The organism is Acinetobacter sp. YH16040_T, from assembly GCF_024605785.1.
Classification (GTDB): domain Bacteria; phylum Pseudomonadota; class Gammaproteobacteria; order Pseudomonadales; family Moraxellaceae; genus Acinetobacter; species Acinetobacter amyesii.
In genome coordinates, this window is record NZ_CP094541.1 from 3,369,765 (window position 1) to 3,393,952 (window position 24,188).

Annotated in this window: 22 protein-coding genes; 9 read left to right on the forward strand and 13 right to left on the reverse strand. The window is 41.9% G+C overall.

What is annotated here, in order from left to right:
- Positions 1–5: 5 nt before the first annotated feature.
- Complete coding sequence (locus MST16_RS16605; RefSeq protein ID WP_180042057.1) at positions 6–650, reverse strand: START domain-containing protein; 645 nt, start codon at positions 648–650, stop codon at positions 6–8.
- Between the two features lie 58 nt (positions 651–708).
- Complete coding sequence (dapB, locus tag MST16_RS16610) at positions 709–1,530, reverse strand: 4-hydroxy-tetrahydrodipicolinate reductase (protein ID WP_078194102.1); 822 nt, start codon at positions 1,528–1,530, stop codon at positions 709–711.
- Between the two features lie 198 nt (positions 1,531–1,728).
- On the opposite strand from dapB, the gene MST16_RS16615 reads away from it, so the two are divergent.
- Entirely contained in the window at positions 1,729–3,372 is a 1,644-nt protein-coding gene (locus MST16_RS16615) for a PglL family O-oligosaccharyltransferase (protein ID WP_180092051.1), read from the forward strand.
- An 84-nt stretch (positions 3,373–3,456) separates the two neighbouring features.
- Here the strand turns inward: MST16_RS16615 and dnaJ are convergent, their stop codons facing one another.
- From dnaJ to MST16_RS16635, 4 genes are all read right to left on the reverse strand, one after another.
- Positions 3,457–4,575 (reverse strand): molecular chaperone DnaJ, encoded by a 1,119-nt coding sequence (gene dnaJ, locus MST16_RS16620; RefSeq protein WP_111885156.1) that lies wholly within the window; start codon positions 4,573–4,575, stop codon positions 3,457–3,459.
- Between the two features lie 106 nt (positions 4,576–4,681).
- On the reverse strand, positions 4,682–5,059 hold the full coding sequence (locus MST16_RS16625; protein ID WP_180011060.1) for a hypothetical protein: 378 nt from the start codon (positions 5,057–5,059) through the stop codon (positions 4,682–4,684).
- Between the two features lie 133 nt (positions 5,060–5,192).
- On the reverse strand, positions 5,193–8,330 hold the full coding sequence (locus MST16_RS16630; protein WP_180011059.1) for an efflux RND transporter permease subunit: 3,138 nt from the start codon (positions 8,328–8,330) through the stop codon (positions 5,193–5,195).
- Entirely contained in the window at positions 8,330–9,436 is a 1,107-nt protein-coding gene (locus MST16_RS16635; protein ID WP_180011057.1) for an efflux RND transporter periplasmic adaptor subunit, read from the reverse strand. Before MST16_RS16635 ends, MST16_RS16630 begins: the two co-directional genes overlap by 1 nt.
- Before the next feature lie 151 nt (positions 9,437–9,587).
- Between MST16_RS16635 and MST16_RS16640 the strand changes: the two genes are divergently transcribed.
- From MST16_RS16640 to MST16_RS16655, 4 genes are all read left to right on the forward strand, one after another.
- Complete coding sequence (locus MST16_RS16640; protein WP_180011056.1) at positions 9,588–10,211, forward strand: TetR/AcrR family transcriptional regulator; 624 nt, start codon at positions 9,588–9,590, stop codon at positions 10,209–10,211.
- 152 nt (positions 10,212–10,363) lie between these two features.
- A complete protein-coding gene (gene ppc / locus MST16_RS16645; protein WP_180011054.1) occupies positions 10,364–13,048 on the forward strand; it encodes a phosphoenolpyruvate carboxylase in 2,685 nt (894 codons plus the stop codon).
- 297 nt (positions 13,049–13,345) lie between these two features.
- On the forward strand, positions 13,346–14,650 hold the full coding sequence (locus tag MST16_RS16650; protein ID WP_180011052.1) for a solute carrier family 23 protein: 1,305 nt from the start codon (positions 13,346–13,348) through the stop codon (positions 14,648–14,650).
- A gap of 114 nt (positions 14,651–14,764) precedes the next feature.
- Positions 14,765–15,673 (forward strand): LysR family transcriptional regulator, encoded by a 909-nt coding sequence (locus tag MST16_RS16655; RefSeq protein WP_180011051.1) that lies wholly within the window; start codon positions 14,765–14,767, stop codon positions 15,671–15,673.
- Positions 15,674–15,676: 3 nt separating this feature from the next.
- Here the strand turns inward: MST16_RS16655 and MST16_RS16660 are convergent, their stop codons facing one another.
- Together MST16_RS16660 and MST16_RS16665 are read right to left on the reverse strand one after the other, a co-directional pair.
- Positions 15,677–16,414, reverse strand: a complete 738-nt coding sequence (locus MST16_RS16660; protein ID WP_180009544.1) for a sulfite exporter TauE/SafE family protein — start codon at positions 16,412–16,414, stop codon at positions 15,677–15,679.
- 458 nt (positions 16,415–16,872) lie between these two features.
- Complete coding sequence (locus tag MST16_RS16665) at positions 16,873–17,391, reverse strand: hypothetical protein (protein WP_257225760.1); 519 nt, start codon at positions 17,389–17,391, stop codon at positions 16,873–16,875.
- A gap of 208 nt (positions 17,392–17,599) precedes the next feature.
- Here MST16_RS16665 and MST16_RS16670 point away from each other — a divergent pair, with 208 nt between their 5' ends.
- The 3 genes from MST16_RS16670 to MST16_RS16680 all read left to right on the forward strand — a co-directional run bounded on the left by MST16_RS16670 (position 17,600) and on the right by MST16_RS16680 (position 18,552).
- Positions 17,600–17,926, forward strand: a complete 327-nt coding sequence (locus MST16_RS16670; protein WP_180009701.1) for a hypothetical protein — start codon at positions 17,600–17,602, stop codon at positions 17,924–17,926.
- A 97-nt stretch (positions 17,927–18,023) separates the two neighbouring features.
- Positions 18,024–18,269: a type II toxin-antitoxin system RelB/DinJ family antitoxin gene (locus tag MST16_RS16675; RefSeq protein WP_111885987.1), complete on the forward strand. Its 246-nt coding sequence runs from the start codon at positions 18,024–18,026 to the stop codon at positions 18,267–18,269.
- On the forward strand, positions 18,259–18,552 hold the full coding sequence (locus MST16_RS16680) for a type II toxin-antitoxin system RelE/ParE family toxin (protein WP_074947749.1): 294 nt from the start codon (positions 18,259–18,261) through the stop codon (positions 18,550–18,552). Before MST16_RS16675 ends, MST16_RS16680 begins: the two co-directional genes overlap by 11 nt.
- 273 nt (positions 18,553–18,825) lie before the next feature.
- On the opposite strand, the gene MST16_RS16685 is transcribed toward MST16_RS16680, so the two are convergent.
- From MST16_RS16685 to MST16_RS16695, 3 genes are all read right to left on the reverse strand, one after another.
- Positions 18,826–19,916 (reverse strand): IS4-like element ISAba1 family transposase gene (locus MST16_RS16685; RefSeq protein WP_085940648.1). Its coding sequence is split into 2 segments (ribosomal slippage): positions 18,826–19,376 and positions 19,376–19,916, totalling 1,092 coding nucleotides; the frame shifts between segments, so codons are not numbered across the junction.
- A gap of 46 nt (positions 19,917–19,962) precedes the next feature.
- Complete coding sequence (locus MST16_RS16690) at positions 19,963–20,163, reverse strand: hypothetical protein (protein ID WP_180092844.1); 201 nt, start codon at positions 20,161–20,163, stop codon at positions 19,963–19,965.
- A 33-nt stretch (positions 20,164–20,196) separates the two neighbouring features.
- Positions 20,197–20,892: an EcsC family protein gene (locus MST16_RS16695; RefSeq protein ID WP_180009703.1), complete on the reverse strand. Its 696-nt coding sequence runs from the start codon at positions 20,890–20,892 to the stop codon at positions 20,197–20,199.
- A gap of 260 nt (positions 20,893–21,152) precedes the next feature.
- On the opposite strand from MST16_RS16695, the gene MST16_RS16700 reads away from it, so the two are divergent.
- Positions 21,153–22,478 (forward strand): ISNCY family transposase, encoded by a 1,326-nt coding sequence (locus MST16_RS16700; protein WP_180012554.1) that lies wholly within the window; start codon positions 21,153–21,155, stop codon positions 22,476–22,478.
- Between the two features lie 64 nt (positions 22,479–22,542).
- On the opposite strand, the gene MST16_RS16705 is transcribed toward MST16_RS16700, so the two are convergent.
- Together MST16_RS16705 and MST16_RS16710 are read right to left on the reverse strand one after the other, a co-directional pair.
- Entirely contained in the window at positions 22,543–22,830 is a 288-nt protein-coding gene (locus MST16_RS16705; RefSeq protein WP_078191648.1) for a chorismate mutase, read from the reverse strand.
- Positions 22,811–24,133 (reverse strand): hypothetical protein, encoded by a 1,323-nt coding sequence (locus tag MST16_RS16710; RefSeq protein WP_180009730.1) that lies wholly within the window; start codon positions 24,131–24,133, stop codon positions 22,811–22,813. The genes MST16_RS16705 and MST16_RS16710 overlap by 20 nt, the downstream gene beginning before the upstream one ends.
- Positions 24,134–24,188 lie beyond the last annotated feature (55 nt).

Sequence of the window (24,188 nt, forward strand, 5' to 3'; positions counted from 1 at the left end):
GGTGCTTATTTTAAAATTTCGGGAAAGGTCTCAACAGTTTTGCTTTTACCCAGCTGCACTTTCATTTTTTGTAGCATTTGATAAGGCTGTTGCTGCACGAACATATTCACGAAACTGAGCGGAATGGAACCTTCCGGATTGGCGTAGCCATAGGTCGAAACTTTGACTTTTTGATTGCCTAAACGCTGGAAGGTCCAATCGCCCTCATAGTCGGTTAGGCGTACATAATTGGGATTGATCGGATAACCTTTTTTCACCGCTTTATTTTGGATGCTAATAATGCCTTGTGCATCTTTACGCATTTTGCCTTGTACCACCAAATCACGGTCTTTCAAGGGAAAAGGAAAATCCAACACCATATATAAACTGAATTCACCTTTCTGGTCATCGCGGGATAATACTTTGACACTGCCCATATAAGGGACCCAATTCACTGCATTTTCCACATCTAAAATCAGGGAAACCGCTTTTTCAATGGGCACATCAAAACTGGTTTCAGCTTTGTATTGAAAGACAGGATTTTGAGCATTTTGGTAGGTCCAAACTTTAATATTATTTTTATTAATCGTGAGTTTGGCATTATCCATAGTTTTCGCTTGTACTGCCGCAGTGAATGCGACAGCACAGGCCATAAAGATGACTTTTTTCATTCCATTGATCGTCTTATTTTAATTTTATGCTGTTGTTATAACGGATTTTAACGCGCTTTTATACGTCAATATCGTTAAAACCCAGTACATCTTTCATATCGTACTTACGTGCTTCACGACCAACTACCCATGCAGCTGCACGTACTGCACCAGAGGCAAAGTTCATACGGTTAGTCGCTTTATGGGTAATTTCAACACGTTCGCCATCCGCAATAAACATCGCAGTATGTTCACCGACAATGTCACCACCACGAATCGTTTGGAAGCCAATGGTTTGACGTTCACGTGGACCCGTATGACCTTCACGGCAATACACAGCATCTTGTTTTAAGTCACGTCCTAAAGCACCGGCAATGGCTTCGCCCCACATTAGCGCTGTACCTGATGGTGCATCAACTTTATGGCGATGATGGGCTTCAATCACTTCAATATCTACAGTATCGCCAAATACTTTTGATGCCAATTCAAGAAGTTTGATTGAAACGTTTACGCCGACAGAATAGTTCGCTGCATAGACTACTGGGGTTTCTGTTGCTGTTTCATCGAGATAAGCTTTTTGCTCATCATTCATACCTGTGGTACCAATGACAATCGCAACGCCTGCTTCACGGCAAAGTTTAAGATGCTGTGCCGTTGCTGCAGGTGCAGTAAAATCGATCACGACATCACAATCTTTTAAAACCTCAGCAAGGTTACCGACAACCTTTACGCCAACCGCGCCAATCCCTGCAAGTTCACCAGCATCCGCACCGACCAAGCTACTTTCAGGACGTTCTACCGCAGCAGCCAATTGATAGCCAGCTTGCTGAACCGCTTGAATTAAGATGCGTCCCATACGACCGCCTGCGCCCAAGATACCAATACGTGGAGCTGCTGACATAACATTTTCCTAATGTTGATTCGAAATTGGTCTTACTATATCAAAACTCCATGCGCAGGCTAAGTTACAAACAAAAAAATCCTGCATTTTCTGGAGTCATTGTGCAAATCAACTTCTACGACAGACGCTGACTATTCCCTCACCAAGTTTAGGCATTTTCACGGTATGATAGGCGCGTTCTATTGATCTTGAATATTCATGAAAACCCTATTGTATCTTTGTGCGGCAGTCTGTATTGCACTGGCATGGCTGATTCCGATTCATTACCGACCTTGGGCCACGTATACCGGTGAGCTTTATACCTTCTTTGCCCTGTTTGCTTTAGCGGCAACGTTCTTTAAAGAAAAGCTCATGGTGGCAAAAATTTCCTTGCCCCTGTTGCTCTTAGCGCTGATCCCCTTCATCCAACTGGCTTTTGGGCAGGTATATTATTTTAGTATCGCCTTGCTCTGTATGCTGTTTGTATTCAGCTTTTGGCTGTGTATCAATCTTGGTTTTAGCCTCTCGCAAGGTACGGAAAAACGCGAAAGAACCTTCCTATTCCTGAGCTATACCTTTGTTGCTTCTGGGGTCATGACGGGGCTCATCGCAATATGTCAGTGGTTAGATTTCGACTCGTTTCTTCCTTTTGTGATGAAAATTAGTGGAACTACGCGCCCATTTGCAAACTTTGCTCAGCCAAATAACATGGCCACGTTTCTGCTCATGTCCTTGTTAGCCTGCTTATATGTTTATGAACAGCAAAAAGTTAAAACCCGCTATTTGGTCGCTTGTGCAATTCCTATTTTAATTGGGGTCGCGCTCAGCCAATCTCGCACCTCTTGGGTGGCAAGTATCTGTGTCCTAGTCTATTTGGCTTATGCACAGTACAAAGATTATATCCGTCTTCGCTGGTTTTACAGCTTGGCCTGGTTTATGGGCTTTGTGGCACTGATTGTATTGATGCCAAAATTAAGTCAAATCATGAGCCAAATATCCGACATGAATATTCAAGAAAGTCGTGACGTAGCCGAACGTGCTAGTGGAGATATGTCTCGTTTAGCCATTTGGCAACAAATGGCGCATGCCGTAGCTGCACAGCCTTGGTTTGGCTATGGTTGGCATCAAACCAGTAGCGCGTTTGTCTCGATCTCGGACACGGTACAAGGGCCTGTATGGATTCGTAGCTCACACAACTTTATTTTGGATTTCTTATTGTGGAATGGCGCCATTATTGGTGTGCCGTTCTTGGCCTATTTCGCTTATTGGGGCATCCAATTACAGAAGTTAGCCAAGTCTGCATTATCTGTGATTGGCCTATTGATGGTCGGTGTCTTCGTTATTCATGCCATGTTGGAGTTTCCGCAAAACTACGCATACTTCTTACTGCCTGCGGGTTTTATTATCGGCATTCTTCAAGCAGCGAAATCACAGACGGCTACATTGAGTCTGTCTCCGTGGTTTATCCGCATTGTTTTCGTGATTGGCGCCGTGCTGATTACGGTGATTTATCGCGATTATGCCAATGCAGCGATTCAGCTGGGTCAGGCATCAAAATATGAAAAAACACCGGAGAAAATCACCAACCATGCGCCGATCTATTTACTCACGGAATTTAGACATCGGGTAGCGATTATTCGTTTAAATCCATATTCCATCGTTTCTGAACAAACCATTCAGGATACTGAAAAATTGGTTCGCAGCTATCCAGCGAAATACCACATCATTAAATATGCACGTTTATTGGCATTTAATGGTCGTGAGGCTGAAGCACGTCATCAGCTACAGCGTCTTAAAAATATCTATAGGCTCGACATGAGCTATGAGAGTTTATTACCGCCTACAGCACAGCCGAAACCTTAAAACGCTCAATAAAAAAGCCTGCAATTATGCAGGCTTTTTTATACCTGAGTTCACATCACAGCGAACTCAAGCAAATCATTTCAATTAATCAAACAAACGGTCGAAGAATGATTTTTTCTTCGGAGATGATTTATTGTCATCGCCATCCATCGTGTCTTGTAACTCTTTCAACAATTCACGTTGACGAGCCGTTAAGTTCACAGGCGTTTCCACCACGATACGGCAGAGTAAGTCACCGGTCATGCTGGTACGTACAGGCTTCACACCTTTACCACGTAAGCGGAACAATTTACCAGTTTGAGTCCCTTCAGGTACTTTCAAGCTCACACGACCATCGAGTGTCGGAATTTGAATTTCTTTACCCAATGCAGCATCTGCAATGCTTACAGGCACATCCATATATAGGTCAGCGCCATCACGTTGGAAGATTTCGTGTTCACGTACCACCACTTCTACATATAAGTCGCCTGCTTGGCCATCACGGATCGCCTCGCCTTTGCCACTTAAACGTACGCGGTCGCCATTGTCCACACCTGCAGGAATGGTCACCTCTAAAGTTTGCTGACGGTCAGAAACCCCTGAACCATGACATTTATTACATGGGTTCTTAATAATTTTACCTTGACCACGACAGGTGCTACAGGTTTGCTGCACAGAGAAGAAGCCCTGTTGCATACGCACTTGACCTGCACCATGACAAGTTTTACAGGTTTCGACGTCGTTTGGATTTTTAGATCCTTTACCATCACAGGCATCACATGGCGCTGGTGCAGTAAAGGTAATGGTTTTTTTCACGCCTTTTACAGCTTCCTCAAGGGTAAGCTCCATAACATAGCGTAAGTCTGAACCACGGCGTGCACGTTGCTGACCACCACGTCCACCACCGCCAAATGCGCCACCGAATATGTCACCAAACTGACTAAAGATATCTTCTGCGCTAAAACCGCCACCGAAGCCACCGCCGCCGCCCATGCCGCCTTCAAAAGCTTGATGTCCCATACGGTCATACATACTACGTTTTTCGCTGTCCGATAAAACTTCATATGCTTCTGCAGCTTCTTTGAATTTTTCTTCAGCTTCTGGGTTATCTGGATTACGGTCAGGGTGATACTTCATCGCCAACTTACGGTAGGCTTTTTTAATTTCATCATCACTTGCGGTTTTAGATACACCTAAAACCTCATAATAATCACGTTTAGCCATGTCTGGCGATGCTCCTCACGGAATTTAATTTAATACTTAACTGTGGTCTGAAATTGGGGAATCAAACCATTTTTTCAAGGGGTAGGCAGGAAAAAAATAAATCGACTTAGAAGACGGCCTTATTTTTAACGAATTTGGATAGACCTTGGATCCATGCATTTAATAGATACAAAAAGGCAATCGCAGAAAAGATCACACCAATTACCGTGCATGCAGTCACCCAAAGATAGGTGTCCCAATAATAGAAAAATAAAGGAATAAACCACAGTGCGGCAAAAATGGCCATCATGGAATAAATCACGACGGTGCGCATGACCCAAAGCGCTTGGGCTTGGAGCCAAACTTCTGCAGAATCGATTTGAGTTACTTTGCGTGCAAAGCCGTAGGCAAATACACCACTAATCAGGGTAAATAAAGCGAAAAACATGAAGACATAAGAAATCGCAATATAACGGCGATACTTAGCTAAACTCTCTGCTGTCATCTGTGATTCAACCCCGTACACCACAATATGCCGCGCTGCACTTGTGGTTGTTTTACTTTTTAAAAATGTCTTTGTAGATCAGGTGCTACTATAGAGAAAAATTCAATATTTCGCACCCAATATTATGACACTTTTAAGGATTCTGCTGAGTTTTTTTCACTTTAAACCACTGTGCATACAACGCAGGTAAAAAGAACAAGGTCAGTAGGGTCGCCACGATCAATCCACCCATAATCGCCACGGCCATTGGACCGAAGAAAATACTGCGAGAAAGTGGAATCATCGCCAATACAGCGGCCAATGCAGTCAACACAATGGGACGGCAACGACGTACCGTCGCATTGATAATCGCATCCCAAGCCGACTCCCCAGACTGAATATCTTGTTCAATCTGATCAATCAAAATCAGTGAATTGCGCATAATCATTCCTGACAGTGCAATCGTGCCGAGCATCGCCACAAAACCAAAGGGTTTATTGAACAACAACAGGAATAACACCACGCCAATAATGCCCAAAGGCGCAGTTAAAAATACGATCATCGCCCGTGACATGCTGCGTAATTGAATCATCAACAAAGTCATGACAACTGCGAGAAATAATGGCATGCCCGCATTTACAGAAGTTTGACCTCGTGCTGACTCTTCCACAGTGCCGCCTACTTCGAGTAGATAACCATTCGGCATCTCTGCACGTAGCTGATCAAATGAATCTTTTAACTCACCCACCACCGTTGCAGGTTGCAATTTACTGCGAATATCCGCGCGCACAGTAATGGTCGGTAAACGGTTACGATGCCAAATCAAACCTTCTTCAAAGCTATACTCAATTTTCGCAATCTGCGCCAATGGCACTGAACCACCATTGCTGGTCGGTACTGCCAAACTGCTGAGCGAACCGACATCCAATCGCTCCGCTTGATCACCACGCATCCGAATTTCAATCAGCTCTCGTTTCTCACGATACTGATTAATCACTGCACCACTGATTGAACTATTCAGGAAATTGGACAGATCTAGACTGGAAACCCCCATTTGACGTGCGCGATCTTGGTCGATGTCCAGTTTAATGACTTTGCTTGGCTCACCCCAATCCAAATGCACGTTGGTAGTGTTCGGGTTTTGACTGACTTTTGCAGACACACGTTGTGCCCACTCACGCACCAAGCTCAGATCTTCACCCGACACGCGGAACTGCAATGGATAACCCACAGGTGGCCCATTTTCTAAAAGTGAAACCCGAGTACGTACTTCAGGTAAGAGCTTACGAATTTCTTCTGCTAATGACTGGCGGATCTCATTGCGATCATCTAAAGATGAAGCCAATACCACAAACTGAGCAAAACTGGCTTGGGGTAACTGCTGATCTAGAGGTAAATAAAACCGCGGCGAACCTGTCCCCACATAAGCCACAAAATTATCAATGCCTTGTTTTTTCGACAAGAACGCTTCGACTTTTTTTACGGCCGCTTCTGTGGCCTTCAGTGAGGCGCCTTCCTCAAGCTTTAAATCCACTAAAATTTCAGCACGGTTTGACGGTGGGAAGAACTGCTGTGGTACGGTTTTAAACATTAAAATCGATAACACAAAAATGCCAACCGTCGCGGCAATCACCGTCTTGCGATAGGTCACACAAGTGTCGACCCAACCACGGAAACGTTGATAAAACGGAGACTGATAAGGATCATGATGTTCGCCGGCATGATGCACCATCGGCTGAGGTTCAGGTTGTTTGCGCAAACGTGCCCACAGGCGCTGATACCACGGGGCTTTTTGTACCAAATCTTTGTTGAAATCGGGCAGTAATTTATCCCCCAAATAGGGAACAAACAGCACTGCTGCAAACCATGACACCACCAATGCAATAGTGACCACTTGGAAAATCGAGCGAGTATATTCCCCAGTACTCGATGCGGCTGTGGCAATCGGCAAAAAGCCTGCCGCAGTAATTAGCGTGCCTGTCAGCATTGGAAATGCGGTGGTGCGCCATGCATGTCCGGCGGCTTGTAATCGGCTATAGCCCTGCTCCATTTTAATCGCCATCATTTCGACGGCAATAATTGCATCATCCACCAATAAACCGAGTGCGAGAATCAATGCCCCCAAAGAAATCTTGTGCAACCCGACATCAAACATCTGCATACCAGCAAAAGTCATGGCCAAGACCAATGGAATGGAAAATGCCACAACTAATCCTGTACGGAAACCCAAGGAGAAGAAGCTCACCAACAGGACGATAATCACCGCCTCAGCGAGAACTTTCATAAACTCATTGACGCTGCGCTTCACGGCTACAGGCTGATCCGACACTTTTTTCAGTTCCATGCCCAAGGGCAAGGTTTTTTGCAGGCGGGCAAATTCTGTTTCAAGGTTTTTACCCAAAGCCAGAATGTCGCCACCTTTACGCATCGACACGGCAATGCCTAAACCATTTTCGCCCATAAAACGCATACGCGGCTGTGGTGGATCACTAAAGCCCCGATGTACATCTGCTACATCACCCAATTGAATCGTTCGTCCATTCACCAATAAGGGCATCTGACGCAGTTCATCAATGTTTTGTAAATTACCACTGACACGCACTTGAATTCGGTCTGAATTAGTTTCAAAAAAGCCGGCACTAGCAACCGTATTTTGCTGCTGCAAGGCTTGTTGAATCGCCGTCACAGGTATGCCCATTTGCGTAGCTTTGGTGTTGGAAATTTCAATCCAAACTTTTTGATCTTGTAGACCAATCAAATCCACTTTCGCAACGTCTTTGACCCGTTGTAACTGGAGCTGTAAACGGTCGGCATATTCCTTCATGGTGGCATAGTCAAAGTCTTTGCCGGTCAGCACATAGATATTACCGAAGGTGTCACCAAACTCATCATTAAAGAAAGGACCTTGCACCCCAGATGGTAATTGATGGCGAATATCATTGACCTTTTTACGCACGGTGTACCAAACATCGGGGACTTGCTGCGAACGTAAACTGTCCTTGGCCACAAAGGTCACCATGGATTCACCCGGACGTGAATACGCCATGATGCGTTCATACTGCCCCGTAGTCATCAGTTCTTTTTCAATTCGATCGGTGACCTGTAGCGAAACTTCTTTGGCTGTTGCACCAGGCCAATAGGTTTGAATCACCATGACTTTAAAGGTAAATGGCGGGTCTTCACTCTGCGACAATTTGGAATAGGAAAATATCCCAACGATGCCCAGCAGAATCATAAAATAAAGGATTAAACCTTTATTTTTCAGTGCCCACTCAGACAAGTTAAAATTCATTATTTAACTCCTGTCTGAATGTGTACCGCACGATTTTCACGATCAACGGGTTGTATTTTTTGCTTTTCACGGAGCAAATGCACGCCGCCAACCACCACAAAATCCCCTGCTTGCAGACCACTAAGTACGGGCACGCTGTCACGTCCGTATTCGCCTAAAGTTACTGGAACTTTACGTACCGTATTATCTGCATTGACCACCATCACATATGCCTGCTGACCACTCGCAGATACACTCGATAACGGCACATGCAAAACATTCTGCTGTGCTTTGGTTAAAAATACCCGTGCACTTTGCCCCAGTTGAATGGTGCTATTGCCTTCACGTAATGCCACTTTGACACTATATGTACGAGACTGATCGGCAGCAGGACTAATTTCACGCACATAGCCTGCAAATTTTTCCTGTGGTTTCGACCACAAGGTGACCCATGCATCCTGCCCTGTTTTAATTTCAGTAACCGCTTGTTCAGGCACACCAATGACCACGTCACGTTCACCTGCTATCGCCAATTGAAATGCCGGTTGTCCTGCTGCAATCACTTGACCAATCTCAATATTGCGCTCAGTAATGACCCCAGTTTTATTGGCAATTAATTGGTTATAACCGGTCTGATTACGACTCACATCATAATTTGATTGGGCTTGCTTTAAGTTCGACTGTGCCGCTTTATATTGGTTTTCCACAGCATCGTACTGCGAACGACTCACAGCATTGACTGGCAATAATTGCTTAAATCGTTTTAATTCATCTTCAGCAATTTGTGCAGCGGAACGCGCACTTTCAAGCTGCGCTTGTGCTGCATTCAGTTGCAACTGTGCATCTTTGACGTCTAATTTTGCCAAGACTTGCCCGACTCGGACTTGGTCTCCAACATCGACATAGCGCTCAGTGATTTGACCGCCAACCCGAAACGCTAAAGCTGTTTGCTGGCGTGCTTGTACATCACCCGCATAACTTTTTTGTTCAAAATGTGTGGCGCCCGGCTGAGTCACCATCACAAATGGCACTTCCTGTTCCGTTTGGGCTTTATCCTTGCTGCATCCCCATAAGGTCACACTGCAAACGATAATCATGCTGACAACTGTGATCTTAATCGTACTCATGAAGTTCGCTCTTAATAAAAAGTCTTTTTTAGGGCAGAATATTATTCAATTAATTTGGTTATTTTTTAATTAATAAACCATGCGGTACATTAATTAGATTAATTATCCTAAATCAATGACCTTTTCGCCTTTTTTGGAATTTTTTCAGCAAATGAATGTCGGCCGCCCAAAAGACTTAGAAAAACGACAACGGATTTTAGAGTCTGCAAAACAATTATTTTTAGAAATGGGCTATCACGGTTGCAGCATGAATCAGATTGCCCAACATGCAGCGGTCACCAAACTGACGGTCTATAATCATTTTCAGGACAAAGCCACCTTATTTACCAGTGCGATTGAAGACACCTGTGAATATATTTTGAATACCCGCCCGCGACATCTGCACAGCGAAAGTCATTTTATGCAGGCTTTCGTTGAAATTTGTGAGTTGGGGCTGAACATCATGAATTTGCCTGAAGCCATTAAACTGGATTTATTACTTTTGGAGTTGGCTGCCGAACACAGTCCTTTGGTGGAACAGTTTTTCCGTGCCTCACATTTAAAAATGCGCCAAGTCTGGGAAAACTTTTTTCAAGATGCAGCAGCTTTAAATTTCATTCAGCAGGATCACCCTGCCCGACAAACTGAACTGATTGTGTCGCTACTGATGGGACTACGCCATCAAGAGGTTTTATTGGGCATGCGCCCAGTACCTGAAGCAGCAGAGCGGCAAGCCATTATTCACTCTGCCATCGAAATCTTTATGCTGAAATATCAACTCAGCACGCAGAGCTAAGCATTTTCTGAAATATTTCAACGCTAAACTGAAACAAATGGCATAGCTATTGCTCATTTACCTAGAAAAGTCATCCGACTTTTGTCTGTACCCCCTTTTGCCACAGCACTTTCGGGGTATAGTCGAGACAGGAATACACGGAGAAATAACAAATGATTCAACAAATTGATGCTCCATTACGTGAAGACGTGCGCTTACTGGGCAATTTATTGGGTGAAACCCTAAAGCAGCATGCAGGACAAGATTTGTTTAATCAGGTAGAGCAAATTCGTGCTTTGTCTAAAGGCGCGCGCGATGGACAAGTTGAAGCCGAAAAACAGTTAGAACAATTATTTTTAAATTTAAAAGATGAAGAAATTCTGCCACTGACCCGTGCATTTACACACTTTCTCAACTTTGCCAATATTGCCGAACAATACAATGTGGTGCGCAGCCGTCGCCAAAGTGAGTTTGATGAGCAGGCACCCTCACCGAATCCACTCGATCATTTATTTGAAAAATTTAAAAGCAATAACATCAGTGCGGAACAACTGTTCCAACAAATTTGTGAATTAAAAATTGAACTGGTCCTGACTGCACATCCAACTGAAGTCAGCCGCCGTACCTTGATCCAAAAATATGATGGGATTAATGATTGCCTGTTTAAAATGGATCAACAAAAACTTACGCCACGCGAACGCAAAGCCGTACTGGATGATTTAAAACAACTGATTTGCTCGGCATGGCAAACGGATGAAATTCGTCAACATCGCCCGACGCCTGTCGACGAAGCAAAATGGGGCTTCACGACCATTGAACAGACCTTGTGGAATGCTGTACCCAAATTCATGCGTGAATTGGATGGCATGGTCCAAGATCATTGTTGCAAGACCTTGCCTTTAAATGTTGCCCCTGTGCGCTTTGCGTCATGGATGGGCGGTGACCGTGATGGTAACCCAAACGTCACCCATAATATTACTCAAGAAGTGCTTTGGCTTTCACGTTGGAAAGCTGCCGACCTGTATTTACGCGATATCGAAGACCTGCGTTGGGAACTCTCTATTCAAGAATGCAGTAAAGAACTCAGTGACGCTTTGGGTCATTTCCACCCTGAACCCTATCGTGAATATCTCCGTGATGCACGTGAACGCCTTAAAGCCACTCGTCACTGGTTGGCACTGAAACTTCGTGGTGAAGATGCTGACGATAGCCAAGTCATTAAAAGCCGCCATGAGCTGCTCGATCCACTATTGGTTTGCTACCGTTCACTGATCGACAGCGGTTTACCTGAAATTGCCAATGGTCAGTTACTCGACTTTATTCATCGGGTGAATTGTTTCGGTATCGAATTACTCAAACTCGATATTCGTCAGGAATCCACACGTCATCGCCAAGCCATTTCAGCCATTACTGAATATTTAGGTTTAGGTAATTTTGAAACATGGACGGAGCAAGCCCGTCAAAACTTCTTGATTCAGGAACTGCAAAGCAAACGACCACTGCTACCGAAGTTTTTAAATGAGCCAAAACAAAGCCTGATTGAACATCCAGATGTGCAAGAAGTCTTTGCAACCATGCGCACTTTGGCAGAGCAACCACCTGAAAGTTTAGGGGCTTATATTATTTCCATGGCAGAACATCCGAGTGATGTCTTGGCCGTATTGTTACTGCAAAAAGAAGCGGGCATCAAACAAGCGCTACGTGTCGTGCCACTGTTTGAAACTTTAAAAGATTTGGATGGTGCAGCCCGTACCATGAATACCCTATTCAATATGCATTGGTATAAACAGCATATTCAGGGTAAACACGAGGTGATGATTGGCTATTCAGACTCAGCCAAAGATGCGGGCTTTATGTCGGCAAACTGGGCGCAGTATCGTGCACAGGAAGAATTAACCGCAGTTGCGAAAAAGCATGATGTACAACTGACATTATTCCATGGCCGTGGCGGTTCAATCAGCCGTGGTGGTGCGCCGACACAGCAAGCGCTGTTTTCACAGCCACCTGGCTCGATTTCAGGGGCGATCCGTGTCACAGAACAAGGGGAAATGATTCGCTTCAAGTTTGGATTAGAAGGCATTGCCTTACAAAACTTGGAAATTTACACCGCTGCGACCTTAGAAGCGACCTTATTGCCACCGCCTGAACCGAAACAGGAATGGCGTCAGCTCATGCACAGCATGACGGATCTGTCGGTACAGGTGTATCGTCAAACCGTGCGTGAAAATCCGCATTTTGTAAAATACCTACGGACTGTAACGCCAGAACTGGAACTACAAATGTTACCGCTCGGCTCACGCCCAGCCAAACGTAAAGTTAGCGGTGGGATTGAGTCTTTACGTGCGATTCCTTGGGTGTTCGCATGGACGCAAATCCGTTTGATGCTACCTGCTTGGCTTGGTACAGGTGCTGCGATTAATCAAGTGATTGATCAAGGTCAAAAGCAGACACTCGAAGAAATGTTAGAGCAATGGCCGTATTTCCAAACCCTGATTGATATGTTGGAAATGGTCTTGTCCAAAGCCGATGGTCATGTGGCGCTGTATTATGAGTCTCATCTGACTGATGACGCAGACCTCAAACAGTTGGGCGAAGAGTTACGTCAGCGTTTACGTGATGCGGTACAAACGCTATTAGCACTCAAAGGTGAATCGAAATTACTCAGCAGTAACGATGTGCTCGACCAATCCATGAAGGTGCGTAAGCCTTATTTATTGCCGCTACATTTACTACAAGCCGAGCTAATGAAACGCCGCCGTGCATACCTTGCCGAGCGTCAAGCTGAAAATACCCCAGTCGACCATGCGTTGATGGTCAGCATCGCGGGTATTGCGGCAGGTTTGCGTAACACTGGCTAAATCTTCCAAGTTTTCAAAAAGCACACAGAACCGTGTGCTTTTTTTTTGACCAGTCATATTGGTTTTAATTTATTTTGGAATATATAAAATAAGAAAAATTTATGAAGTATTGACTCTTATCCTATTTGATTAATTGCATGATTTAATGCCTTTTTTACACCCTTAAAACTTTTACCATTTGGTAAATTTACATGTAAAGTCATGTAATTAGTTTGAACAAAATATTTTTAAAAGAGATTAAATCTTCTAAAAAACAAGAGTATGATGTGCACAATTTATCTATTGAGTGCTCATTTTATGTCCAATTGGTTTCCCAAATGGCGCCCGTACGAAGGCAATATTGATGCACGTCCTGTAGGTACAAATGAGTACCTACCTCCGGTGCAAAGTGTTGTATTGGGGATACAACATGCCTTTGCAATGTTTGGTGCAACGGTCCTTGCGCCATTTTTGATGGGCTTTGATGCCAACCTTGCGATTTTAATGTCGGGGATCTGTACCATCCTGTTCTTCTTTATGACAGGTGGTCGTGTACCAAGTTATTTAGGCTCTAGTTTTGCCTTTATTGGTGTGGTGATCGCGGCAACCGGTTATGCAGCATCAGGTACTGGCGCGCCAAATGCCAATATCGCGATGGCAGCAGGCGGGATCATGGCCTGCGGTATCTTATATGCCATTTTTGGTTTTATCGTGATGGCAACGGGTACACGTTGGATTGAAAAACTCATGCCGCCTGTCGTTACAGGTGCAGTGGTGATGATTATTGGTCTGAACCTTGCCCCAGTGACCATTAAAGGGGTTGCCGGTAATAACTTTAATATGTGGATGGCATTAGTCACTGTACTGTGTATGGGTTCGATTGCTGTGTTCACCAAAGGTTTATTACAACGTCTATTACTCTTAGTTGGCCTTCTACTCGCTTACTTGGTGTATTACATCATTTCCAATGTCATGGGTCATGGCACACCAATCAACTTCGTTCCAGTACAAGATGCAGCTTGGTTTGGTGTTCCTCAATTCCATTCGCCTGTTTTTGATTTCAATGCCATGCTGATCATTGCACCGATTGCGTTGATTTTAGTTGCAGAAAACCTTGGTCATATCAAAGCTGTGGGCGCGATGACAGGTGAAAATCTCGATCCGCACATTGGTAAAGCCTTCGTTGCAGATGGTGTTGCAACCACACTTTCAGGCGGTGTCGGCGGTCCGGGTATGACCACTTATGGCGAAAATATTGGTGTGATGGCAGTAACGCGTGTTTACTCGACCATCGTGTTTGTATTTGCAGGGGTATTCGCCATCTTCCTTGGTCTTTCTCCAAAGTTTGGTGCGATTATTCATACCATTCCGCAAGCCATTTTGACAGGTGCATCGATTGTTGTATTTGGTCTAATTACCATTGCAGGTGCGAAAATTTGGATTGAAAACAAAGTCGATTTCTCAAAAAATAAAAACCTGATGGTGGCAGCAGTCACGATTATTTTAGGTACAGGTGACTTTGCACTTCAATTCGGTAACTTCAACTTAGGTGGTATTGGTACTGCTACATTTGCAGCGCTGATTTTGAACTGGTTCTTTAGCTTGGGCGACAAATCAGAATAAGCCCCAAGACATTTAAAAAAGAATACAACATTCATTTGAAAAGCGACCGAAAGGTCGCTTTTTTTTATAGCTACTCTTTCGGTAAGATAAGGCATTAGCCAAGGAATGCACCGTATGCGACTGGATTTGTTCGACCTTCAATTGGTACTGCACATTGTAGACAGCGGTAGTCTGACCAAAGGCGCTGCTCGTTCTGCCATCTCGCTACAAGCAGCCAGTGAACGAATTAAAAAACTCGAACAGCATTACCGCACAGCCCTGTTCACTCGCCAAGCCAAAGGGGTCAAACTGACTCTTGCCGGTCAAACCTTGGTTGAACATGCACAGCGCATCTTAGGTGAGGGGCAACAATTAGAACACGCGATGCTGCCCTTTGCCCATGGGTTAAGTTCCAATATGACCTTATGGTGTAATTCATCTGCACAAAGTGAATATTTACCGGTCTTGTTACCACGTTATTTGCTTGAAAATCCCAACACACAAATTGAGCTGCATGAAGCCGAGTCTAAAGACATCATTGCAGCGATTGAACAAGGCAATGCACAACTAGGTCTAATTTCGGGTTTCTTTAAATCCGAAAAGTTACAAACACTTGAGTTTGCAAATGATCCTTTGGTACTGATTTGTCCTATAACTCATGAATTGGCCTCGATATCTAGCGTCAAACCCGCAGAGATTTTAAATTATTCCTTTGTCGGTTTGATGCAATATCATTCCTTGCAACAATCGATCGAGGCTCAAGCCAAATTATTCGGCTGTGAAATTCAGTATCGGCTACGTTTGCCGAACTTTGCCGCGATCGCGCAAGTGGTGGCGAATGGTGTGGGCATTGCCATCATGCCAAAACGTGCGGCCCAACGATTAATAAGTTTGTATGCCTTTGCACAAGTTGAGCTCAGCGGTGACTGGGCCAATCGAAAATTGCTCCTCACCGCACGTAATTTTGATGATTTACCCTTAAATTATCAGCATTTTAGTCAGTTTTTACTGTCACAAAAATCTACTTTAGATGGCCAAGTCTAGGCTTTAAATCACGCCAAACTGGTGCAGCATCATATAGCCACCGAGGGCAATCAACCCGATAAAAAACACCTTACGGAATTTTTGTTCTGGAATGCGGTAACGGATTTTTTTCCCTGCCCACATACCAATGAGCGCAGGAACCAGTGCCATGGCTGACATGGCATAATCAATCGGAAGATCTTCCACAGGATTTTGCTGTAAGAACACTGCCAAACAAATAGTCGACGTGGTAAAGGCCAAACCGAGTGACTGTACGAGATCATCGCGTTTCAGTTGCAAACCTTGCAAATATGGCACCACAGGGATCACCACCACACCTGTCGCAACAGTCAGCGCTCCACCAAGATAACCGATCATTGGAGATAGCCATTTTTCATGTGGTGCAAAGTTCGGCAAGCTTTTGGCACAAAGCCCATACAGTCCGTATAGTGCCAACATGCCCCCCAGTAAAGCTTCACTTTTAAATTCACCATGTCCTAAAGTTGGAAAAATACTCCAAATTGAACCGACGATAATCCCAAGTAACAAGGGCCAAAAGCGTTGAATTAGGCGCAATACCTGCCCTTCAGCAAATAGTTGCCAAAAGTTGGTGACCATAGATGGAATGATTAATAATGTGGCTGCCTGAAATGGACTGATCACAATGGTAAGTAAGCCCATCGATACCGCAGGCAGGCCTAACCCAATCGTGCCTTTAATCAGACCTGCAATTGCAAAAACTGTGATGACGAACCAAATCATGGCGAAACTCGCTGAAGAATTGGTTCTATGCTATGCAATTCAGGCGCTTTGAAAAATCAGTGTTTTTGGAATAGAGCCTCAATAAAAAGTTGAGGCTAGGTTATAGCGTCTAAAGCAGATAGCGTAGATGGGCTAAACAAACTCTTCTGATTTTGAATAAGTTATAAGCGTATTGGTTGAATAGTAATATAAAAACCGTTCCAATATGCTGTTTACTGGAACGGTTTTCAATAAGATATTGATACTTATAGTAAAATTTCAAGAATTTCGTATAACGTGTATTATGTTAATTTTAGGAAAACTTACAAAATGTATATGTTAAAGATTATTGTTTGGGTGATCCTCATTTTAGTAATCTTATGGGGAATACAATGGATGTTTCATGGCTTTCCAACAGGAAATTAATATTAAGCATTTATAAAAAAATTCATAAATTAGACTTAAGGTAAACATAATAATTAAGGCTTATCTAGATAGCCTAACATCTTAATGTCATGCTTATTACTCTTGAAAGCATCTATGTCTTTAAAGGAATTTTCTGAAATAGCTTCAATACTGGGTGTTATATTACTTGAAGAAATGTAATATAAATTATTAAATTTTTTAATAAAAATTTTTATAGAAGTTTCATTATTTCCCATAACTAAAGAGTTTGTATACTTCATTTTTGCATACTTATTTCCATATTTAGCGTAGATATAATAATCACTATATTTATTGATTTTAGTATTTCTATAATCTTGAATCTGAGCATCCTTATATAAAAATAAATACGTATTTGTCTGACCAATATGTTTACTTGGCTCATAACCATCTAGTAAATAACCATATGTATTTATTATTATTTTTAAATTATCTTTCCTTATATCTTCATCTAAGTCAATACTGATCTGAGTTTCATATTTCTTTTCAAAATTAGCAGCTATTACCATAATTAGGCCTATAAGGATGATAAAAATTCCAATTTTTTTCTTCAATTTACGTTATTCCTATGATCATTAAATTGATTTTGGAATGCTGTTTCTATTAATACACCATTGATAAATTTTTTCATGGGTAGAGCAGGTGGAGAAAATAGTGGCACACCACGAGTTGCAGCAAAACCATCAGTCACAGTGGTAACTAATAAACGAGGCGATGTGGTTACAGTATCGCATGGGAAAATTGATGGTAAGGGAAAATAAAATGAATGAACTTTTAGAATTTGTACAGAACTATTCGAGATCCACAGAAACTCATTACCACTATGCTGAATTTACGAAAAATGTTGAAAATATTTACGATGGTTTTAAAGATAATTTCCCTATAGAAATGCAGGAGCAATTAGGTACTTTAATTTTCGATATGGAAGTAATAAATGGGTTAGCTTTATGCGATTGGGATTTAGCTAACAGACCAACTGAATGGAATGATTGGAATACTGATTATAAAGAAGATGCTGATAATTTAAAGAAACAACTTGTGAGTATCTTAACTGGGGTACAAAAAGAATATATAAGAATTTTAGACTAATTTTCTCTCCATTTAACATAATACGGATTATACGAACTAGCCACGTAATGCAACTTGCATTACAATATTCCTATGCATTCAATAAATGGGAAAAATAATGGCTACTGTTAACTTCAGGGTCGATGAAGCCCTTAAAGAAAAATCTTATTCAGTTCTAAGAGAACAAGGTATTGCACCTACTGAGTTTTTTACAAATGTCCTTGAATACATTGCAGCGACTGGGAAACTCCCTGTACAAAAAGCCTTACTCTCAGAAGAGGATACCGAGCTATTAGCGATTGTTCGTAAACGTATTAATGATCCTAAAGAAATGTTTGAGGAAATTACTTTAGATGACTTATAAGCTTTTACGTCATAAGGACTTCACAGCTGAATGGGAAAAGCTTCCTAGTGCTATAAGAGATCAATTTAAGAAAAAACTTGCCAAGGTCATAGAGCAGCCACATATTCCAAAGAATATGCTTAGAGGTGATCTTGCAGGTTGCTACAAAATTAAATTATTAAAGGCTGGAGTCCGACTAGTTTATCAAGTTAAAGATGATCAGGTAGTTATCTTGCTCATTACGGTTGGGAAACGAGCTGACAGCATAGTTTATGACGAAGCGAAAAAGCGCATTAAAGACTAAAAATGGGAGCTTAGAGCTCCCATTTTTGACTTCGCATAACGTGTATTATGTTAATTTTAGAAGAACTAAAACACCATTGTTGAATAGTCTTAATACCCTCTAAATAATGAATCAATAGCACGCCGCTGTTCTTCAGCATCCTTATGCTCCTCTAAAGCCAACCTCTTTCTCATGTGCTCAAGTGAGCTTTTAGTACTATCATCTACAAAACGTTGTGCGGCAGAACGATTTTTTAATGATAATGCTAAAATAGCTCTCTGTACACGACAAATTTCACAGAACCCTTATCCTATCAGGATTCTGCTTTCTTAAAATTGCCAAAATTTCCTTAAACTCTTCTTTTTTCCCAAAACCAATTAAACGCTGAATCGCCATTTGAACATAGTCTAAACCATAGCGAAATAAACTCATTGAGAGTCGTCCATGCTTCTTTATTTTTATCGCTTTTTTTTGATTATGTTGCCATTCACCCGTTAAGTAACACCAACAGAAGCTTATAGCTAACACCGCAATCAATTTTTTCACTCGTCTAGGGTCTGTCAAGCGCGTATTTTCAAGATTAAACCCGCGTCCTTTGAGACAACTGAATAAGGTTTCAATTTCCCAGCGTAATGCATAATCCTGAATAGCATTGGCATTAAACTGAGGAGAAACGACGAGTAAAAGCTCTCCATTTTCTAACTGTAGTGCACTTATATATAGTTTCACCCGACCAACCAAAATCCGTCGTTTACGACATTCAATTTGACCAACTTTAAGATGGCGAAATAAATCACTAATTTTATGATTCTTTCCTAAATGATTGGTGACAATGAAGTTTTTTTAACACGAATGCAGAAGTTGATGTCTTGTTCAATTAACCATGTAAACCACTGCTCACCGATAAACTCTCTGTCTGCGAACACATTCACAATACGGTCTTTACCAAAAATGGCTATAAAGCGTTGAATCAAAGCAATACGCTCTTTCGTATCTGAATTTCCACGTTTATTAAGCAATGTCCAAAGGATAGGTATCGCTATTCCACGATAAACGATTGCGAGCATCAGGATATTAATATTTCGTTTTCCCCATTTCCAATTGGTTCTATCTAAAGTCAGTTGCACTTGGTCGAATGAAAACATATTGAAAATCAACTGAGAAATTTGACGATAATCAAAATACTGACCTGCAAAGAAGCGCTGCATACGTCGATAAAATGATTGTGGTAAGCACTTGATGGGCAAGGCTTTAGATGCAGAAGAAAGATTACATGTTTGCTTTAAAATAATCACAAGCATGATGAGCGCAAAGCACTTTAAATGTGACTTGTTCCATTTTAGAGATTTGTTTAAGATAAGATATAACTCATTGAGATGTGTCATAGTATTCGTCGTTAGAAAACAATTATTGTGACATTATTTCAATGAGTTATCTATTTTTGTCGTGTACAGAGAAAATAGCTAATGCTCTTGATGTCCCACCTTCATGTTGCCCTATATAATCAATTAACCTTTCTGCTGGAAGGCTTTGAAACTTTCGCCATGCCTCATATTGTTGTTCTTTCATTTTTTCCTGCATAGCTTGACCTGCACCTTTTGCAAGACTAGAAACACTATTCCAAAACCCCATTTTCACTCTCCTAGAACGTATGAACTTATAAAATTAAGAATTTATAGATTCTGTTTGCATTTTTCTAAAAAACTCTTCTTTATATCTTTTCTGAATTTCACTTGATGCATATTTAGCAAATGCAAAATTAATACCCCCACCCAAGATACCACCAACAACAGGAATAAATTTTGCGGCTTGTTTAGTTGTCATTTTGGGTGCTAATTTTGATGCAACGACCATGATCAGTTTAAGAACTGGATTTGATTTTGCTCCAGATTTTCCTGCAATTTGAGCAGCCCTATTCATCATAGCTTGCACACCTGCAACAGCAGCTTTATCAAATCCCAATGAAAATAAATAAATTTCTCTGGCTAGTTCTGCATCATGTGGATTATTAGGATCAAAGCCATTCAAATATGCAACTCTTTGATTCAGCCTATACAATTGCGCTGCCATATTTACAATATCAACGCCACCAATGGTTACCATTGTTGCTACACCACCAACTCCAGAAGCTAGTCCAGTTATTGCACTATTTCTTGCTGCATAGTTACCATATGAGCTAGAAATATCTTCAATTCGTCGATAATTTTTACAAATAATCTCTGTTGTAAAGTCTTCTATTTTCGCAATAGGTAACCCTTTAGACTGTGCATCTTTAACAATATCACTAGGATCTACTGAAATAACTTCAGAAAGTTTATTTAAGAATTTTGTGGGTAATTGAGTAGTACTATCGAAATCCATATTTTTTTAAAGCTTATTAAATTAATTATCAATATAATAAATTAAACATTATATTTTTTATCAAGTTATAAAAAATATTTATCTATAATTTGACACTAAATTTAAAAGGTTTTCTATTCTATTTAACATAATAGAGGTTATACGAAATGCTTTTGTAAGCCCAAAGTAGAAATGTCCGGTTTCTCCAAAGTAAAAATGTCCGCTTTTAGAATATGCGCTTTTGCGATTATCGAAGCGGACGGTTTGATATGTTGGTGTCTATGTCGGATAAAGAACTTAAACGATTGTCGGTCTTGCAAGAAATCTGCGATCAACGCATAACTCAACCTCAGGCTGCTCAGCTACTTCATATCTCAGAACGTCAGATCAGACGCTTACTGCAGAAATACAAAGCTCAAGGTCCCGCTGCATTAGCCCATGCCGCTCGTGGCCAAATCAGCAATTCTAAACTTCCTGAAGAACTCAGACTTAAGTGTCTCAATATTGTTTCAGATCAACTTTATGGTTTCGGACCCACTTTAGCGCATGAAAAGCTCACCACTGTTCATGGATTTGATATTTCAGTGGAAACACTACGTTCTTGGATGATTGCAGCCGATTTATGGATCCCTCGCTGCAAGCGCCTGAAACGACCATATCAGCCTCGTTATAACCGAGATTGTTATGGTGAATTGATCCAAATTGATGGCTCACACCATGATTGGTTTGAAGGTCGAGCACCTAAATGCTGTCTGCTAGTATTCATCGATGATGCCACAGGAAACTTGCAGCATTTACGCTTCTGTGCGTCAGAGTCAGCCTTTGACTATATGATTTCGACACGTTTATATATCGAACAGCATGGTAAGCCATTGGCATTTTACAGTGACAAACATTCAGTTTTTAGGGTGAATCAAAGTAGCAAGAAAGACACCAAGATTACCCAGTTTGGACGTGTTCTGAGCACTCTCAATATCGATATCATTTTCGCTAACTCCCCTCAAGCCAAAGGTCGTGTAGAACGAGCGAATAGAACACTTCAGGATCGTCTGATTAAGGAGATGCGTTTAGAAGGCATCAGTTCAATTGCAGATGCCAATAAGTGGCTGCCGTGCTTTATTGAGCAATTTAATCGTAAATTCGCCAAGATGGCTTTTAATCCCAAGGATCTACATCGGCCTATCGCTGAAACAGCCGAAGAATTAGATGATGTTTTTACCTGGCGTGAACCCCGCAGGGTCACGAACAGCTTGACGATTACTTATGATAAATGCGTATATATCTTGGAAAACAGCGAAGAAAATCAAAGATTGGTCGGCAAGTATCTTGAGTTCTTGGAATATCCGGATGGTACTGTAGCCATTGAATATCAGGGAAGAAAAATCAATTACAGCATCTTTGATAAATTAAGTCAGCTCAACCAGAGAGAGATCGTTGAGAATAAACGTTTGGGTTCTGTGCTGGCACATATTCAACAACAGCATGAACAACTGGAACACCAAAACAAACGCAATCGTTCTCAAAAGATGCCACGTAGACAAGCACAGAAAACAGCGATTGAACAACGAAATCTAAATCCTGTGCTTGACTTGGAAATGTCCATATAGGACATTTCTATTTGGTTATTAGGTAGGACATTTCTACTTGGGAATAACATCAAATCCGCCCTAACTATGGTCGAATCTCTTTCAACTCACGTTGAATAAAATGCTGAATCATATCGCGGTATAAACGTTCCACAATATCTGCATTTACACCGTGCTCTGTGGCTTGTAGACGAATTTTACTAATCACCGCTTCGACACGTTCTGGTGATTGAACATCCTGTACTGAACGCTTAAAACGCACCGCTTGATCAACATAAAACTGACGTGCAGCAATGAGCTCAATAATCCCCTGATCAATCACATCAATCTGTGCGCGGGCTTGCTCTAATGACTCAACTTTTTCTTTCTTCATCTTCTCTGGCTTCACTTTCAGCGGTGTTTTCACTTTTATACTTCTCTTCTAACACATTACTGAAAATACTTTCAATCATCCATACGCGGTATAAGCTATTAAATACATAGCTTTGACCTGCAATACGTAATTCTAAAACAGGAAAATCGGGCTGTGACTTCATCTCACAGTGCATATCATTTTCTTTTAATTTTTCAGCAATATCGTCAGTAGTCAGTTCAGAAATCTCTAACTCATACTGTAAAGCCTGAAAATGTGCTTTGAAGGATAAATCACGCCCTTTGATCCATACGGCCTCCAAAATGCGATACATCACATCAATACGCTGCTCTTCGGGCGCACTGTAGTAAAGCTGTGACATAGCTAATGTCGCTGCTTCTGTAGGCCGGCAAAATGGCGTGAACTTAACTTCTGTCCGTTTAGACAGACGTGTTGCCAAACTCCAGTCAAACAGATCACGACCGTGATACGACAATGGATACACATTCAGCTGAATATTATAATATTCCGCCAATTCCTCACGAATATAAGCCAACAGTAACCATGAAATCGGATCTTCCATCGCGATGTAGAGATCAAGCTCAGGATCGAGTCCCTGAATTTCATTCAACTCTTCTGCATCACTGATCAGGTGCTCACGCCATTCAATATGATTGATCATAAAGATCGGGTTATCTGTCAGGAGTTTTTGTTGTTTTAAACGGCGTGTTAAACGCAGTAAATCATCTACAGCATGGTACTTACGTTCACCAAACTCAAAATAGCCCGTCAAAATTGGTAAGTCAGAAAAGATCCGTTCTGGAAAATCCTGTGCTTTGTGATGGCGACTGGCCATCGCATACAGTGTTCTCAGCTTGCCATACTGCTTTTGCCACAGCATGTGGAACACATCTTCAAGTAAATAAAGAAAATCTTGGCCGCGTAATGGGGTATTTTTTAGAATGATTTCGGCTTGTTCTAAAGCTTCAGCGGTAGGCTGTTCAGGTGTTTCATGGAAACTAAAACGATGCTGCCGCGCTAAAATTTGGGCATCATTCAGACAATATTGTTGCCATTCTATCGATGACATTTGATTAGGAGGTTCAGCACTCTGACGACAAATAATCACTTTCAGTGGTTTAATTTCATCACTGAGAATTTCTTCTAATTGAGGCAGTTGCTGAGCAGCCAAATAGCTATAGACATCATCCAGTCGAAGATAAACACTCAGACCTTGTTCCGTGGGTAACACCGCTTGTCGGGTCGGTTTCTGATAAAACCAACTCGATCGGATTGGATCGAACCAACGGCGTAACAGTGACATGCGTTTTTTGCCTCAAAATGATGAATTGTGCCGAACCTGCCAGCACATGCTTAAA

Coding starts and splice junctions, on each gene's coding strand:
- MST16_RS16605 (WP_180042057.1), bottom strand. CDS start 650: ATGAAAAAAGTCATCTTTATGGCCTGTGCTGTCGCATTCACTGCGGCA.
- MST16_RS16710 (WP_180009730.1), bottom strand. CDS start 24,133: ATGTCACTGTTACGCCGTTGGTTCGATCCAATCCGATCGAGTTGGTTT.
- MST16_RS16625 (WP_180011060.1), bottom strand. CDS start 5,059: ATGACAGCAGAGAGTTTAGCTAAGTATCGCCGTTATATTGCGATTTCT.
- MST16_RS16695 (WP_180009703.1), bottom strand. CDS start 20,892: ATGGATTTCGATAGTACTACTCAATTACCCACAAAATTCTTAAATAAA.
- MST16_RS16700 (WP_180012554.1), top strand. CDS start 21,153: ATGTCGGATAAAGAACTTAAACGATTGTCGGTCTTGCAAGAAATCTGC.
- MST16_RS16650 (WP_180011052.1), top strand. CDS start 13,346: ATGTCCAATTGGTTTCCCAAATGGCGCCCGTACGAAGGCAATATTGAT.
- MST16_RS16640 (WP_180011056.1), top strand. CDS start 9,588: ATGAATGTCGGCCGCCCAAAAGACTTAGAAAAACGACAACGGATTTTA.
- MST16_RS16660 (WP_180009544.1), bottom strand. CDS start 16,414: ATGATTTGGTTCGTCATCACAGTTTTTGCAATTGCAGGTCTGATTAAA.
- ppc (WP_180011054.1), top strand. CDS start 10,364: ATGATTCAACAAATTGATGCTCCATTACGTGAAGACGTGCGCTTACTG.
- MST16_RS16675 (WP_111885987.1), top strand. CDS start 18,024: ATGGCTACTGTTAACTTCAGGGTCGATGAAGCCCTTAAAGAAAAATCT.
- MST16_RS16635 (WP_180011057.1), bottom strand. CDS start 9,436: ATGAGTACGATTAAGATCACAGTTGTCAGCATGATTATCGTTTGCAGT.
- dapB (WP_078194102.1), bottom strand. CDS start 1,530: ATGTCAGCAGCTCCACGTATTGGTATCTTGGGCGCAGGCGGTCGTATG.
- dnaJ (WP_111885156.1), bottom strand. CDS start 4,575: ATGGCTAAACGTGATTATTATGAGGTTTTAGGTGTATCTAAAACCGCA.
- MST16_RS16670 (WP_180009701.1), top strand. CDS start 17,600: ATGAATGAACTTTTAGAATTTGTACAGAACTATTCGAGATCCACAGAA.
- MST16_RS16615 (WP_180092051.1), top strand. CDS start 1,729: ATGAAAACCCTATTGTATCTTTGTGCGGCAGTCTGTATTGCACTGGCA.
- MST16_RS16655 (WP_180011051.1), top strand. CDS start 14,765: ATGCGACTGGATTTGTTCGACCTTCAATTGGTACTGCACATTGTAGAC.
- MST16_RS16705 (WP_078191648.1), bottom strand. CDS start 22,830: ATGAAGAAAGAAAAAGTTGAGTCATTAGAGCAAGCCCGCGCACAGATT.
- MST16_RS16680 (WP_074947749.1), top strand. CDS start 18,259: ATGACTTATAAGCTTTTACGTCATAAGGACTTCACAGCTGAATGGGAA.
- MST16_RS16630 (WP_180011059.1), bottom strand. CDS start 8,330: ATGAATTTTAACTTGTCTGAGTGGGCACTGAAAAATAAAGGTTTAATC.
- MST16_RS16690 (WP_180092844.1), bottom strand. CDS start 20,163: ATGGGGTTTTGGAATAGTGTTTCTAGTCTTGCAAAAGGTGCAGGTCAA.